We start from the raw sequence: 16,285 nt of genomic DNA on the forward strand, positions 1-16,285 counted from the left end.
ATGAAAATACCAAAAAGAATCGCCTCTGCCGTGATAAATTCACTGAAAGGCGGTGTAGTACCGAGAACAGGACTGCCTTACATAACTGTCGGACGCGAGAACGAGATCGACGCCCTGCTCCATGATGTTGATATTATCGCTGACGGCGGAGCTTCATTCCGCTTTATTGTAGGAAAATACGGAAGCGGTAAAAGCTTCCTGCTGCAGACTATACGCAGCCACGTGATGGACAGAAACTTTGTAGTCGTTGACGCGGACCTTTCTCCCGAACGCCGCTTACAGGGCACAAAGGGTCAGGGCCTTGCAACATATAAAGAGCTTATGAGAAATATGTCAACAAAAACTCGTCCTGATGGCGGAGCTCTAACTCTTATCCTCGACCGCTGGATAAGCAGCGTTCAGGCTGAGACCGCAGCTGAAACCGGTTTTTCTGACGATTCAGCAGAATTTCAAAGGGCTGTGGAAAAGAAAATATTTGAGGTCATTAATTCCCTCAGCGAAATGGTACACGGCTTTGACTTTGCAAAGCTCCTTACCATTTATTACCGTGCTTCTGTAAGCGGCAGCGATGAGGAAAAAGCCAAAGTGGTGCAGTGGTTCCGCGGAGAATATTCAACAAAGTCCGAGGCAAAAGCACAGCTTGGCGTTAATATCATCATCACTGATGACGACTGGTACGAATACATCAAGCTCTTTGCATTGTTCCTGAAAAAAGCAGGCTACAACGGACTTCTTGTCCTTGTGGACGAACTCGTGAACATTTACAAGATACCCAATAGCATAACCCGGCAGTACAATTATGAAAAGGTACTTACAATGTACAATGACACCCTACAGGGAAAGGCTAAATACATCGGCATAATAATGGGCGGAACTCCTCAGTGTATCGAGGATACCCGCCGGGGAGTATACAGCTATGAGGCACTGCGTTCAAGGCTTGCTGAAGGCAGGTTCGGACGTGAAGGCATGAAGGATATGCTGGCGCCTGTTATACATCTTTCACCGCTTAATTATGAGGAAATGCTGGTCCTGACAGAAAAACTCGCTGATATCCACGCTCAGCTTTTTGAATATCAGCAAATGATAACTCAGGAGGAAATGATAAGCTTCATTCAGCTTGAATTCAGCCGTATAGGCTCGGACAGCCATATCACTCCCCGTGAGGTGATACGCGATTTTATTGAGCTGCTTGATATTTTATATCAGAATCCGCAGATAAATATCAGCGAGCTCATATCATCAGGCACAGTAATCTCTTCCTCAGCAGCTGATACTTCTTCTGACGATGAAGAGTTTGCCGAATTCGAGATATAAGGATTGAATTTATGAGTATTTTTGACAGATATGCGCCATTTATACAGGATTACATATACCGTAACAACTGGGAATCCCTCAGAGCCATACAGGCTGCTGCCGGTGACGCTATATTCAATACGGAAGAAAATGTACTTCTTACCGCGTCAACTGCGTCAGGTAAAACAGAAGCGGCTTTTTTCCCTATCCTCACACTCTTCTCCGAAGATATGCCGCGCTCGGTTGGTGCAATATATATAGGTCCGCTTAAAGCGCTCATCAACGACCAGTTCTCACGTTTAAACGCCCTTTGCGAAGAAGCTGATATCCCTGTATGGCACTGGCACGGCGATGTTGCCCAGTCTCACAAGAGCAGAATGCTGAAAAATCCATCCGGGATACTGCAGATCACTCCTGAATCCCTTGAAGCTATGCTTCTCAGGAAACACGCACTAATCCCCAAGCTGTTCGGTGATCTCCGGTTCATAGTTATAGACGAGATACATTCACTTATGCGCGGTGACCGGGGCGGACAAACTATCTGCCTTATAGAAAGGCTGTGTAAAATGGCAGGGGCTGATCCGCGGAGGATAGGTCTGTCTGCAACTATCGGCGATCCGGCTGCTGCGGGAGAATTTCTTTCCTACGGCACCGGAAGAGGTACAGTAATACCCAAAATAGAAAACAAAGGCATCAAATGGCGGCTCTCAATGGAGCATTTCTACATAAGCCAGCAGGATCAGCCAAATGAGAAGGATACTGCTGACGCTCTGCCTGTTCTTGATGAAAAAACAGACACTGCTCCCGAACACGCAGACGCAGGTATGGGATATATCTTCGAGCACACAAGAGGTAAAAAATGCCTTGTTTTCGTAAATTCACGTGAAGAGTGCGAGGCTGTCACAACTACTCTCCGCTCCTACTGCGAGGCAAAGCATGAACCTGACCGTTTTCTGATACATCACGGCAACCTCTCGGCTGCTTACCGTGAAACAGCTGAGGAAGCCATGAAGGACGAAGATGTTTTCATGACAACCTGCACTACTGCCACGCTTGAGCTCGGTATAGATATAGGTCGTCTTGAACGTGCTTTTCAGATAGACGCTCCTTATACAGTTTCATCTTTTCTTCAAAGAATGGGCAGGACCGGCAGACGTGACCTGCCGCCTGAAATGTGGTTCGTTATACGTGAGGAACTGCCTGAACCAAGGTCAATGCTGCCTGAAACTATACCGTGGAAGCTCCTGCAGGGCATTGCTCTCATACAGGTATATATCGAGGAACGATGGGTAGAGCCTCCTAAGCTTGACCGGCTTCCCTTCAGCCTCCTCTATCACCAGACCATGAGCACTCTTGCCTCATGCGGCGAGCTTACTCCTGCAGAGCTGGCTTCACGTGTACTTACTCTGAAATACTTCCATAGAATAACGAAAGATGATTACAAAATACTGCTGCGTCATCTCATTGAAACAGACCATATCCAGCGTACAGAAAACGGCGGACTCATTGTAGGTCTTGCAGGCGAAAGGATAGTCAATAATTTCAAGTTCTATGCGGTATTTCAGGAAAATGAGGAATATACCGTCCGCTGGGGCTCTCAGGAGCTCGGCACTATCGTAATGCCTCCCCCTGCCGGTGAAAAGATCGCAATTGCAGGTCATGTATGGATAGTTGAGGAAGTTGACCACAAGCGCAGACTGGTTTACTGTGAACAGATAAAAGGAAAAGTCCCGGCATACTTCGGAGACTGCCCCGGCGACATAAACACAAAGATCCTTCTTCGTATGAGAGAGGTGCTTCGTGAGGACAAAAGCTATCCTTACCTTATGAAGAATGCTGTCGCAAGACTTGCTCAGGCTCGGCAGACCGCAGGGAATTCAGGCATTACCGACTCACCTCTTATCTGTATGGGCGGAAATATGTGGTGCCTCCTCCCATGGCTCGGTACATACGCTTTCTTTGCTTTAGAACGATTCCTTAAACTTAAATGTTCGGACAGACTTGGACTTAAAGGAATGGATTCTTCAAGGCCGTTTTACATTCAGTTCACTATGAAGGCTGCTCCGGAAGAGTTCTTTTCAATCCTCATAGAAGAAGCCGAAAAGGAATTCAGCCCTATGGACCTTGTTTACGATAAAGAAGTACCGGTATTTGAAAAATATGATGAATACCTGCCCCCAGAGCTTGTAAAAAAAGGATTTGCATACGGTATCCTCGGTATTTCGGAGATGAAGAAACGTATTTTAAGCTGGAAAAGTTTAATTTAATTAACTGCAAATTTAGTCTTGATTTTTCAGCTAAAAAGTGATACAATAATAATATAAAATACTGTTAAAAGATAAGGTAGGTATTTTTATGAAAATTCAACAGCTTGAATATGTCATTGCTGTAGCAAGAGAAGGAAGTATCACAAAGGCTGCAAAGAAACTGTATCAGGCCCAGCCTAATATCAGTATCGCGCTCAAAGAGCTTGAAACTTCTCTGGGGATACAGATCTTCAATCGTTCGCCTAATGGTATGATACTTACTCCTGAGGGTGAGGAGTTCCTTGCGAGAGCTCAGACCATTGTTGATGAAATGCAGAGCCTTGAAAGAGATTACGCTCAGACTCCGGATAATGAACTAAAACTGAAAGTCGCTTCCGCCCGTTCTACATATGCTACTTCAGCTATAGGCAAGCTCATAAGCGATTACTCGGACAAGACCGACAAGATAGAAGTCCATGTAATGGAAACAAGTACCGCTAAGGTCATGGAGGACATCTGCGCCGGAAAATACGATATTGGATTTATACGTATACCAAGCACCTATGCGGAAATGATCGAAAGCCGTCTGAAAGCAAGGAATCTCATTGGCAAGACTGTAATGGAATTCCCTCTTCAGATAGTAATGAGATCCGATCATCCGCTGGCAAAGTATGAAGATATTCCCTTTGAGCTCCTTTCACAGTACCCTGAGATAATCCACGGAGACGATGAGCCTGAAATGGTACGGCGTGCTTCGATCAATCAGGATTACGATGAAAAGAGATCACCGAAAAGAATATTCATTTATGACAGAGGAACCCAGATAAGTATGCTCAAGACTGTCAAGGACGCATATATGTGGGTCGCTCCTATGTCACAGAGCATACTTAAATTCAACAGTCTTGTTCTCAGAAAATGCTCTTATGCAAACAGCCTTAACCGCGATATGATAATCTATCGCAAGGCAAGTGAAAATAACTCCCTTATCGTTGACTGCGTAAGAACTGTTTATGAATATGCTGATAAAATTGAAGGCCTTGAAATATAAAAACACCCCGACCGGATCAATTCCGATCGGGGATTTTTTTAGAAAAAAAGAATGAGAGCCATTAGGGGGGAGGTTCTCATTCTTAATAAGGGGATATGAGATTGTCATTTATGAAAGAATGACTTTCCATAAATTATTATAGCATAGAGGGGTATATATTGCAAATATAAAATATATATCTCTTTATATATATATTTGATTACTGATAATTTAAGTAAACAATTTACATCTTCGTAATAATTTGAAAAACTTTCAGAAACAAATTGCTCTGTATGTATCACCATACAGAGCAACATTTTTTAATCTGCCATAAATACTTCAAAAGCCCTATAAGCCATATAAGTATCCATCTTTGATACAATTTCATAAGGAGCGTGCATCGAAAGCACCGGTACCCCAAGATCAATGGTATCAACATTAAGATTTGCTATATAAGCAGCAACTGTACCGCCGCCGCCTTCATCGACCTTTCCGAGCTCTCCTGTCTGCCATACGACCTTCTTTGCGTCCATAAGGCGTCTGATTCGTCCCGTAAACTCAGCTGAAGCATCAGACGTGCCTGCTTTTCCGCGAGCACCTGTATACTTTGTAACAACAACACCGCGGTTGATGTATGCGCTGTTGTTTCTCTCGTTGACTTCAGGGAATGTAGGATCGTAAGCTGCATTTACATCAGCTGAAAGGCACTCGGAAGCAGAAAGAACTGTTCTTGCGTCAGAACCTAGGGCTTCTGCTATATCAGCGACAAAATATTCAAGATATGATGACCTGAGACCTGTGTTTCCGTCACTGCCTGTTTCTTCCTTATCCGTAAGTATTGTCACGACAGTATGCTTAGGCTTTTTGCACTCGGCTGTTGCTACGAGAGCAGGGTAAGCACACACCTTGTCGTCGTGACCATAAGCGCCGATCATGCTTCTGTCAAAGCCGATATCCTTTGCCTTGAATGCAGGAACAGCTTCAAGCTCGGAAGAAATGAAATCAGCTTCTGTGATACCGTATTTCTCGTGAAGTATATTTATGATATTCAGCTTTACCGAACCGCTTTCCTCGTCATCCTTGAATGGACGTGAACCGATAAGTATATTGAGCTGCTCTCCTGTTATGCCCTTTGAAAGAGGCTTCTGCATCTGTGCTGCTGCAAGATGGGGAAGAAGGTCAGTAACGCAGAAAACAGGATCATTCTCATCTTCACCGATATTTACCGGGATACTTGTACCGTCTGCCCTGATAATAACTCCATGAAGAGCAAGCGGGATCGTAGTCCACTGATACTTCTTGATACCGCCGTAATAATGAGTCTTGAAAAGCGCAAGCTCTGTATCCTCATAAAGCGGGTTCTGCTTCAGGTCGAGCCTCGGTGAGTCGATATGAGCTGCACAAAGTCTTACTCCTTCACTGATCGGTGCGGTACCGATCACAGCGGCAAGAACAGCTTTTCCGCGGTTATTGCGGAATATCTTATCCCCTGCTTTAAGAGCCATACCTGTCTTGTACTCAACAAATCCCTTTTTCTTCAGCAGATCAATTGAGTATATCACAGCTTCACGCTCTATCTTAGCCTTGTTCATGAAATCCTTATAGCCCTCGCAGAACTTGTCGCAAGCCTTGATGTCCTTTTCAGAAACAAGATTATAAACATTTTTACGCTGCATGAGCAGCTTTTCCTTCAGTGCCTTTGCAGCATCCTTTTTTCCTGCCATAATAAATTACTCCCTTCTCATCAAATACATCATATATGTCATATCACATCCTGCTGCGCATTTGCAGGTACCTGTCTGCTATTGAACAGTTCACGTATCTTCGCGGAAACTTCCAACGCTATACCGTTTACAGTATCTATGCAGCCGTTATTATGTATAATATAATCTGAATGGCTGCGGAAGAACTCCTCATCAAGCTGAGAATTCATACGTTTTCTCGCCTGCTCGGCAGTAAGGCTGTCACGGGCTATGATACGTTTCTCGCGCAGCTCAGCGTCCGCGAGTACCGATATAATTATCTCGCAGAAATCGTCTGCTCTGCTCTCGAAAAGGGTTGGCGCGTCAAGAAGTATGAGCTTTTCGCCCCTAAGAGAATGAACTCTTATCTGACGAAGTATCTCGCCAGTGATGTAAGGATATGTGATCGTGGTAAGAGCTTCAAGCTTTGACTTATCGGAAAATACAATTGCCGCAAGTCCCTTTCTGTTCAGCGTACCGTCTTCATTTATAACGGACTGACCGAAAAGATCTGCTATCTCGTCAAGACATTTAGTTCCCTTTTCGACGATCTTGCGCGCTACCTGATCGGCGTCAATAACAGCAAATCCATTGGAAGCAAATATTTTTGAAACTGTGCTTTTACCTGCTCCCGTCTGTCCTGTCAGACCAACGACCATAACGCCGTTCAAACTGTTCATACCCTTATCACCTCGAATCCTGCCGCCCTTATAAGGCGGTTATATACTGCAAGTCCGACTCCGTTCTTTTCCGGAGCGCGGACATAGACTCTTTCTGCACCGGCATCGTCCAGCTCACGAAGTCTCTGAAAAAGCAGATGCGCCTGTTCGGAGCTGTTCTTTCCGTAAGTCATATACCTGTACGGGAATCCATCCCTGTCTGTATCAAATATCAGCGAATATACACCTTCGCCGTTTTGTTTTCCAACATAAGCAATAAAGCTATCAAGACTTCCCTCGACCATGATTATATCAGCTCTGGGTGAGTAATGCTTATACTTCATTCCCGGTGAAGCTGCCTTCTGACCTGCTTCAAGCTCATGGAGTATAGCGTGGTCGATTATTACATCACTGCATATCTCCAGAAGCATTTCCCTGGTAATGCAGCCCGGACGCAATATCCTTGCCGTACTTCCTCCTTCTATTGATATAACAGTTGATTCTACTCCGAACTCAGAGCTTCCGCCGTCAACAACAGCGGCGATCCTGCCGTTCATATCACGCATAACGTGTTCTGCCGAGGTCGGGCTCGGATAACCTGACGTATTAGCTGACGGAGCAGCTATCGGTCTGCCTGAAAGCTCGATTATCCTGTGCATCACAGGATGTGAAGGAACTCTGATACCGACTGTGTCAAGTCCTCCTGAAGTTATCACAGGTATCCTGTCGTTCTTTGGAAGCACCATAGTCAATGGTCCCGGACAGAAACGCTCAGCCAGTTTAAAGGCAAGTGCCGGAATAGATAATGTATATTTTTCAGCCTGGGAAAAATCAGCAAGATGAACTATAAGAGGATTATCAGCTGGTCTGCCTTTTGCCTCAAAAACTCTGCGGACAGCGTCCTCATTTGAAGCGTCTGCGCCAAGACCGTATACAGTCTCTGTAGGTATACCGACTATTTCACCGTTTTTTATAAATTCAGCTGCTTTCTCAAGCCCTGTTGCACTGTCACTTAGTAAAACTGTTTCCATAAATACTACGCTTCCTGATTTGCGAGCTTGGCAGCCTGATCGGCAGTCGCAAGCGCATCAAACACTTCATCAAGATTTCCGTTAAGGATGTCCTCAAGTCTGTAGATAGTCAGACCTATACGGTGATCCGTAAGACGTCCCTGCGGATAATTGTATGTTCTGATCCTCTCGGAACGGTCGCCTGTACCGACCTGCATTTTTCTTTCCGATGCGATCTTTGCGTCTTGCTCCTCCTGCATTGCCTCGTAAATCCTTGAGCGCAGAATCTTCATAGCTTTATCTTTGTTCTTATGCTGACTTCTTTCGTCCTGACACTCCACCACCGTATTGGTAGGCAGATATGTTATTCTTACAGCAGACTCTGTTTTATTTATATGCTGTCCGCCTGCACCGCTTGCGCGGAAATAGTCTATTTTCAGATCCGTGGGATTTATTTCAAGTTCTACCTCGTCTGCCTCGACGAGCACAGCCACGGTAACTGTTGAGGTATGGATACGTCCCTGAGATTCAGTCTCAGGAACTCTCTGCACACGATGCACTCCGCTTTCATACTTCAGACGTGAATATGCACCCTCGCCTTCTATTGAAAAGCTTATTTCCTTGAAGCCGCCGAGTTCTGTAGGATTTGCGCTAAGCACCTCCTGCCGCCAGCCCATAGTCTCTGCATACATCGTATACATACGGTAAAGTGAATTTGCAAAGAGCGAAGCCTCTTCGCCGCCTGCACCGCCTCTTATTTCAATTATTACACTTTTATCGTCATTAGGATCCTTTGGCAGAAGCAGCACTTTAAGCTCCTGTGTTATTGTCTCCATTGACTCACGTGACTCATCATACTCTGTCTGAGCCATTTCCTTGAAATCCTTGTCAAGTCCGCCGCCTTCAAGAAGCTCCCTGGCTTCATCAAACGAAGCCTTTGCTTTCTTGTACTCCCTATACTTCTCTATGATGGGGGTCATAGTCTTGAACTCCTTCATGAGCTGTGTATAAAGCTTATTATCATTTACGATATCCGGATCGGAGAGTTTCTCGCTTATCTCCTCATATTTCTGCTCCATTACTGCGAGCTTTTCAAACATCGTGTATTCTCCTTAATGATAAAAATATTACTGATAATGTTGCAGCAGGCTAACCCTCTTCTGCGTGCTTGACATTCCGGATACTCTTTTCGATCTTGTTGCGCGGTACCATAAACTCCCTTGCGCACTTCACACATCGAAGCCTGAAGTCCATTCCTGCACGTATGACGAACATTTCATTGCCGCCGCACGGATGATTCTTTTTCATAGTAAGAATATCTCCGGCTCTGATATCCAAAAAAGTATCCTCCCTTCATGGAAAAATAAAAATCGAACATTTTTATTATACCGCAAAATCACTTTCAAATCAATATTTAGGAGGTATATTTTTTTCATTTTGGTGAAAAATAATAAAAACTGCCAATTAAACATATTGAACACATACAAAAAATAGAAAGGATCAATAATATGATATCAAGAGTAACAGCAGATTTTGAAAATCCCGAACTCGCGGAGCTTGCAATGAAAAGAGTAAGAGAAAGCGTACAATACGTATATTCTGCAAAAATGATGTATCACAGGATCTCTGACGGTCCTGTGACAAAAAGCCGCGGCTCTGCTTTTTCGCTGATTCCGGCTTATTACAGTACCCATGACAATCAGCTTACGAATGTTATTGGGGAACCTGTTCCCAATGAGCTCATACCGCCGGCTCACAAACGTACCAGAACTACTGCCTGCATAGTATGCGGCAGCGCCGCCGTAGACGATATCATATCTGTTCTTAACGCTATGGGCGGTACAAATATACGTTTTGCAAGTTAGAATATTTCCTCCGTTCAAAGAATAGAATGAAGTATCAAAGCTATAACAACGGAGGTAAAAACATGGAATACAGACCGGAAGGCTTTATTTACAGCACCGATTCAAACAAAAGATATATTTCTGACATCGACGGACTTTCTGAAGCAATGAAAAAAGGTATTATCCTCGAAGGTAAAGCTGTGCTGTGTACAAGCTCTCATGATCTTATTATAGAACTTCCCTGTGCAAGAGGAATAATCCACCGCGAAGACGGCGCAATCGGCATTAAAGAAGGAAAGACCCGTGATATTGCTCTTATATCACGGGTAAACAAAATAGTCTGCTTCAAGGTAACAGAGCTTGAACTCGCCGCAGACGGCGAAGTTGTAGCTGTACTTTCAAGGAGATCCGCACAGGAGGAATGTCAGAATAAATACATACAGAATTTGAAAAAAGGAGACATTATAGACGCTAAGGTTACTCATCTTGAACAGTTCGGCTGTTTTGTGGATATAGGCTGCGGCATACCGTCCCTTATTCCTATTGATTCTATGTCTGTCTCCCGGATATCTCACCCCTCCGACCGATTCTATGCAGGTCAGAATATAAAAGCTGTCGTTACTGAAAACAATAATGGACGCATATTTCTTACACACAAGGAACTCCTCGGTACATGGACGGAAAACGCTGCAAGATTCAGGGTCGGCGAGACAGTTCCGGGGATAGTACGCTCTATCGAGGATTACGGTATTTTCGTGGAGCTTGCGCCTAATCTTGCAGGACTTACCGAACCGCGAGAGGGTATCAGGACAGGTCAGAGCGTCAGCGTTTATATAAAAGCTATACTCCCGGAAAAAATGAAGATAAAGCTTATTATCGTGGATACCTGCTGTGAAGAAATATTACCGGCAGAATATGATTATTTTATCAGTACGGGACATATTGACAGCTGGGTATATTCCAGCAGGGAATCCGACAAAATAATACGTACTGACTTTGTATAAAAAATGCACCTGCAATAACAGGTGCATCATTATCTTAATATGCGATCTCCTCAGCGATATGATGAAGCTTCTCATCATAATCCTTATGCATGGAAAGGGCTTCCTGGATATCGTAATCAACGAGCTTGCTGTCCTTGATACCAACAACACGGTTGCTGATACCCTGCTCAAGCAGCTCAACTGCATAATAACCAAGTCTTGTAGCTTCAACTCTGTCTCTTACCGTAGGAGAGCCGCCTCTCTGTACGTGACCGAGGATAGTGAATCTTGCATCAATGCCTGTCTTTTCCTGGAGCATTTTTGCGATCTCTTCACAGTGACCAACGCTTTCAGCGACGATAACAACAAAGTTCTGCTTGCCCTTTGCCTTCTTTGCAAGCATTGTGTTTGCAATTGCATTTATATCATATGGAACTTCTTTTGTGATTATATCAGTAGCTCCGCAGGCAACACCTGTATTTACTGCGATGTGACCTGCGCCTCTTCCCATTACCTCAACAACTGAGATCCTGTCATGTGACTGAGCTGTATCACGAAGCTTGTCAACAAGCTCCATAGCTGTGTTCATAGCTGTATCAAAGCCTATAGTATAGTCTGTGCAGGCAATATCATTGTCGATAGTTCCGGGAACTCCGATACAAAGCACACCCTGTGCAGAAAGATCAGCAGCTCCTCTGAAAGAACCATCGCCGCCGATAACAACAAGGCCCTCTATGCCAAGCTCGTCAAGCTTCGCCTTGCCCTTTGCAACGCCCTCCGCTGTTCTGAATTCAGGGCATCTTGCTGTATAAAGGACTGTACCGCCTCTGTGTATAATATCGGAAACACTTCTCTCGTCCATCTTGACGATATCCCCGTTAAGAAGTCCGACATATCCTCTGCGGATACCGTAAACTTCCATTCCCTTTGCAAGAGCTGATCTTACAACTGCTCTTACAGCAGCGTTCATTCCGGGAGCGTCTCCGCCGCTTGTTAAAACACCGATTTTCTTGATCATAAATATTCTCCATTCTGCACTTGGCAAATAATGTTAACTCGCAGACGATCTGCGACATAATCCCATACTCTTATATTTTACTACTTTGTGTAAAAAATGTCAAGAGCATTAAGGATTTTTTCGCTTAAAAGCCGTAAAACGACGTACTGAAGCTATATAAGTCCGATCTCGGAAGGCGAAAAGTGTTTTTTCAGCTCTTCGTATGATTCCTTTGTAAGTTTCATGCTTAATTTCGCACGGGGCACAACCGTTTTCTTTATGTCGGCAAGATAACAGCAAATCTGCGTATCACCTTTATATCTTTCACATATGTCTATAAGCTCCGGTTTCAGAACGGTGTCCTTTGAAGTTGTCTTGATACACAGCTTCATATTGGATACAGCTCTTTCAAACTCGCTTTCAACTGTAATAACACCGCATATTACTGTGATACGGTCATCCTTGACTGATATTTTTCCGTTTATGACAACTATTGAGTCCGCGCCGAGCTTGCTGCCGCTTATCATATAAAGATCAGGGAATACTACTCCCTCTGTTTCGCCTGTCTCATCAGCAAAGCTGACGAAGCACATCTTATCGCCCTTTCTTGTCATATGGATCTTTGTACTTTCCACATAACACAGCAGTTTAACAGGCATACCGTCACGCAGTGAACTGTCACCGGCAAGGTCCTTTATCTTCTTGGTATGCATCAGCTCGGCTATCCAGCTGTAAGGAGCAAGCGGATGTCCGCTTAGATACATACCTGTCGCGTCCTTTTCAAGTGCCAGTATGGTCTTATGGTCGTATTCCTGCTTGTAAGGAATACGGATATCCATTTCGGAAGTGTCGGTACCCTCAAGAAAATTCAGCTGCCCCTCGATCATTCCCCTTGAATTTGAACCTGCCATATCAAAAAGTGTTTCGTAGCTCTCCAGCATTTGTCTGCGGTTAAGACCGAGTCCGTCAAAGGCTCCGGCTTTTATCAGGTTTTCAAGAGCTTTCTTGTTCAGCTCACGTCCTTCCACACGCTCGCAGAAATCCTGAAGGCTGCGGAATTCGCCGTTTTCTTCCCTTTCGGCTATGATCTTTTCGGCAAGTCCGCTTCCTGCATTCTTTATGGCAAGAAGTCCGAAATACATTTTTCCGTCGTCAAACGTAAATCCTTTGTTGCTCCTGTTTATATCGGGGCGAAGTATCTCTATGCCGTATTCCCTGCATGAGTCGGTATATTCTGCGAGCTTCGAGCTTGCTCCCATTACGCTGGACATAAGCGCAGCCATATATATCCCACGGTAATGATATTTCAGGTATGCAGTCTGATACGCAAGATACGCGTATGCTGCGGCATGGGATTTATTGAAGGCATAGGAAGCAAAGCTGACCATTTCATCGAATACGGAATTTGCAATATCCTCTGAAACTCCGTTTTCAGCTGCTCCTGCAACGAAGCTTTCACGTTCCTTCAGCATAACATCATGCTTTTTCTTTGCCATGGCACGGCGGACTATATCCGCGTGTCCGTAGGAATAGCCAGCAAGCTTGCGGCATATCTCCATAACCTGCTCCTGATATACCATACAGCCGTAAGTATCGGAAAGTATGTCTTTGAGGAGCGGATGCTTATACGTTACATTCTCAGGATGCTTTTTGTTCTCGATATAAACGGGTATGGACTTCATAGGACCTGGACGGTACAGTGAGATTATAACTATAAGATCTTCAAGACGTTCCGGACAAAGCTCCATTACTCTTGCGGTCATGCCCTCGCTCTCAAACTGAAATACTCCCTGGGTATCCCCTTCTGACATCATCTCATAAACGCCCTTGTCGTCTACAGGTATCGCGCTTATATCAAAGTCAGGCTCGGTTTTTCGTATCTCATTCACTGTATCTCTTATTATAGTAAGGTTTCTCAGACCGAGAAAATCCATTTTAAGCAGTCCGAGAGATTCAAGCACACCCATGGTATACTGCGTGACAACTGTATCATCGTTTCTCTGCAGAGGTACAAGATCGCTGAGGGGTACAGCCGATATTACCACTCCCGCAGCATGGGTGGAGGCGTGACGAGGCATACCCTCAAGCTGAAGCGCTAAATCTATCAGCTTGCGCATATTCCTGTCAGAATGATAAAGTCCGCTGAGTTCATCGGATTCGGCAAGCGCCTGACTGAGCGTGGATCTGGGGTCGATCTCCTTTGCAGCCGCGTCGCAAAGCTGATAAGACACTCCAAGGACTCTGCCTACGTCACGGACGGCAGCACGGGCTTTCAGAGTATCAAAGGCGATTATTTCCGAGACCCGGTCTGCTCCGTATTTACGCACCACATAATCCTTTACGCTCTGCCTGCCCTCAATGCAGAAATCTATATCAAAGTCAGGCATACTTACTCTTTCCGGATTAAGAAAACGCTCGAAAAGCAGATTGAACTTTATAGGGTCGATACCTGTTATGCCGATACAGTATGCGCAGAGGCTGCCTGCTCCGGAGCCTCTTCCCGGTCCTACAGGCACACCGTTTTCCCTTGCATAGCGTATGAAATCCCACACTATAAGGTAGTAATCTGTATATCCCATTTTTGTTATGACATCAAGCTCATATTCCATACGCTCAGTGACTTTATCCGAAGGAGCTGCACCATACTTTTCGATCATTCCCTTGCGGCAAAGCTCACGGAAAAATTTCTTATTGTCAGTAACTCCCTCTATTGTGAACTTAGGGAGCTTGATATTTCCGAATTCAAATTCCACATTGCAACGCTCAGCAATAAGACTTGTATTTGTTACAGCCTCCTCGTGACTTTTGAAAAGTTCTGCCATTTCATCGGCGGATTTTACATAGAATTCATCGGTCTCAAAACTCATTCCGTTAGGCTCGTCAAGTGTCTTTCCGGTCTGTATGCACAGCAGGACTTTCTGCATTTCGGAATCTTTCTTATTGATATAATGACAGTCATTGGTGACGGCAAGAGGTATGCCTGTTTCGGAGGACAGTCTGTAAAGCAGCGGAAGATTTTTAAGCTCTTCACTGATGCCGTGATTCTGTACTTCGATGTAATAATTTCCATCACCAAAGATATCACGGTATTTCAAAGCGACCGACTTTGCTTCCTCATAATTGCCGTCGGCAAGCAGACGCGGTATCTCTCCCGCAAGGCAGGCAGACAAACATATAAGCCCACTGTGGTATTTTTTCAGCAGTTCCAGATCTACTCTCGGCCTGTTGTAAAAGCCTTCAAGGCTTGCAAAAGACACCAGCTTTACAAGATTGCGGTATCCCTCATTGTTCTCGCAGAGGAGTACAAGATGATATGGGGAAGCGTCCAGCCTTGCGTCACGGTCATGACGTGTACGCCTTGCAACATATACCTCGCAGCCTATAACGGGCTTTATCCCTTCAGCCTTTGCTGCGTTCCAGAACTCGACAGCTCCATACATATTTCCATGGTCAGTGATCGCAACGGCAGTCTGTCCAAGCTCCTTCACACGGGCAATGAGCTCCTTGATACGGCAGGCGCCGTCAAGCAGACTGTACTCGGTATGGACATGAAGATTTACAAATGCGTCCGCTCTCACTTGTTGCCTCCTCCGTTCCGCAGTTCGTCAGCCATTTTTGCAAGCTTCTGGAAACGGTGATTTACTCCTGAACGGCTGATGGGTTCGCTGAGACTTTCACCTATTTCCTGAAGACTCATGTCTGTATTGTCAAGGCGAAGCTGCGCGACCTCACGAAGCTCCTCGGAAAGACTGTCGATGCCGACTGCTCTGTCAATCAGCTTTATATCCTCTATCTGCTTCATGGCTGCCTTTACGACCTTGTCGATGTTTGCCGCGTCACAGTTGGCTATCCTGTTCGCCTTGTTCCGTATGTCCTTGTATATCTTCATATTCATCAGCTCAAGGGTACACTGGGACGCGCCGATAAAGGTCAGCGTATCCTCTATGGATTCGCTGCCCTTGATATAAACTATGTTCTGTCCCCTGCGAAGCATTGTCTTGGCGGTGGCGCCGATATCGTTCAGAAGCGCAACGAGCTGTAAGGCAAGCCCCTCGTCGGGGCAGGCAAATTCAAGATGATACTCCTTTGCCGGGTCGTTCACACTTCCGCAGGCAAGAAATACTCCCGCTGTAAAAACTCCGAGACTATTTGTTGCAATAATCTCGGAATCTATGACCCTTGCTCCGTCGGCAAGTCTGTATTTCTGAAATACTTTTTCCGCATTTATGCCGGATACTTCACAGTTGTACAATACCGCACCGTTTTTGCGAATATGTTCTGCAGCAGCAGGCCTGTATCTGAACACAGCCTCGAACAGACTGCTGAAAAGCTCTGCGGAAGTCCTGCTCTCGCTCTGAAAGCATATATGCTCCCTGGAAAGTGTGCGGCAGAACAGCAGCATACCATAAAGACAGGCAAAACGCCTGTCTTTATCATTCACAGAAATGCTTATTTCATTTCTAACATCGTTTGAGAAGGATATT

The 16,285-nt window shown here is 45.0% G+C and carries 13 protein-coding genes; 5 read left to right on the plus strand and 8 right to left on the minus strand.

All coding sequences use genetic code 11. From position 1 onward, the window contains the following. The 3 genes from QZZ36_RS01215 (at position 1) to QZZ36_RS01225 (ending at position 4,587) form a co-directional block, all read left to right on the plus strand. Positions 1-1,314: an ATP-binding protein gene (locus QZZ36_RS01215; protein WP_295075459.1), complete on the plus strand. Its 1,314-nt coding sequence runs from the start codon at positions 1-3 to the stop codon at positions 1,312-1,314. A gap of 11 nt (positions 1,315-1,325) precedes the next feature. After that, the gene (locus QZZ36_RS01220) at positions 1,326-3,560 is read left to right on the plus strand and encodes a DEAD/DEAH box helicase (RefSeq protein ID WP_295075462.1); all 2,235 of its coding nucleotides are present in this window, start codon (positions 1,326-1,328) and stop codon (positions 3,558-3,560) included. An 88-nt stretch (positions 3,561-3,648) separates the two neighbouring features. Further along, complete coding sequence (locus QZZ36_RS01225; protein ID WP_295075466.1) at positions 3,649-4,587, plus strand: LysR family transcriptional regulator; 939 nt, start codon at positions 3,649-3,651, stop codon at positions 4,585-4,587. Between the two features lie 299 nt (positions 4,588-4,886). On the opposite strand, the gene QZZ36_RS01230 is transcribed toward QZZ36_RS01225, so the two are convergent. From QZZ36_RS01230 to QZZ36_RS01250, 5 genes are read right to left on the minus strand one after another with little or no spacing between them, the layout of a single operon-like run. Continuing rightward, positions 4,887-6,290: an aminopeptidase gene (locus QZZ36_RS01230; protein ID WP_295075469.1), complete on the minus strand. Its 1,404-nt coding sequence runs from the start codon at positions 6,288-6,290 to the stop codon at positions 4,887-4,889. 38 nt (positions 6,291-6,328) lie between these two features. After that, positions 6,329-6,988 carry a dephospho-CoA kinase gene (coaE, locus tag QZZ36_RS01235; protein ID WP_295075472.1) on the minus strand — a complete coding sequence of 220 codons (660 nt, stop codon included), beginning with the start codon at positions 6,986-6,988 and terminating at the stop codon, positions 6,329-6,331. After that, entirely contained in the window at positions 6,985-7,998 is a 1,014-nt protein-coding gene (locus QZZ36_RS01240; protein WP_295075475.1) for an L-threonylcarbamoyladenylate synthase, read from the minus strand. Before QZZ36_RS01240 ends, coaE begins: the two co-directional genes overlap by 4 nt. Positions 7,999-8,003: 5 nt before the next feature. After that, a complete protein-coding gene (prfA, locus tag QZZ36_RS01245; RefSeq protein WP_295075478.1) occupies positions 8,004-9,077 on the minus strand; it encodes a peptide chain release factor 1 in 1,074 nt (357 codons plus the stop codon). Positions 9,078-9,126: 49 nt separating this feature from the next. Continuing rightward, complete coding sequence (locus tag QZZ36_RS01250) at positions 9,127-9,315, minus strand: DUF951 domain-containing protein (RefSeq protein ID WP_295075481.1); 189 nt, start codon at positions 9,313-9,315, stop codon at positions 9,127-9,129. A gap of 170 nt (positions 9,316-9,485) precedes the next feature. Here QZZ36_RS01250 and QZZ36_RS01255 point away from each other — a divergent pair, with 170 nt between their 5' ends. Next, positions 9,486-9,842, plus strand: a complete 357-nt coding sequence (locus QZZ36_RS01255; RefSeq protein WP_295075484.1) for a hypothetical protein — start codon at positions 9,486-9,488, stop codon at positions 9,840-9,842. Between the two features lie 62 nt (positions 9,843-9,904). Further along, positions 9,905-10,825: a S1 RNA-binding domain-containing protein gene (locus tag QZZ36_RS01260; RefSeq protein ID WP_295075487.1), complete on the plus strand. Its 921-nt coding sequence runs from the start codon at positions 9,905-9,907 to the stop codon at positions 10,823-10,825. Between the two features lie 34 nt (positions 10,826-10,859). Here the strand turns inward: QZZ36_RS01260 and pfkA are convergent, their stop codons facing one another. The 3 genes from pfkA to whiA all read right to left on the minus strand — a co-directional run bounded on the left by pfkA (position 10,860) and on the right by whiA (position 16,284). After that, positions 10,860-11,822: a 6-phosphofructokinase gene (gene pfkA / locus QZZ36_RS01265; protein ID WP_295075490.1), complete on the minus strand. Its 963-nt coding sequence runs from the start codon at positions 11,820-11,822 to the stop codon at positions 10,860-10,862. Between the two features lie 152 nt (positions 11,823-11,974). Beyond that, complete coding sequence (locus QZZ36_RS01270) at positions 11,975-15,379, minus strand: DNA polymerase III subunit alpha (RefSeq protein WP_295075493.1); 3,405 nt, start codon at positions 15,377-15,379, stop codon at positions 11,975-11,977. Beyond that, positions 15,376-16,284, minus strand: coding sequence for a DNA-binding protein WhiA (whiA, locus tag QZZ36_RS01275; protein WP_295075644.1), 909 nt, complete (start codon positions 16,282-16,284; stop codon positions 15,376-15,378). The genes QZZ36_RS01270 and whiA overlap by 4 nt, the downstream gene beginning before the upstream one ends. Position 16,285: the final 1 nt, after the last annotated feature.

Source organism: Ruminococcus sp., assembly GCF_016287535.1.
GTDB lineage: Bacteria > Bacillota > Clostridia > Oscillospirales > Ruminococcaceae > Ruminococcus.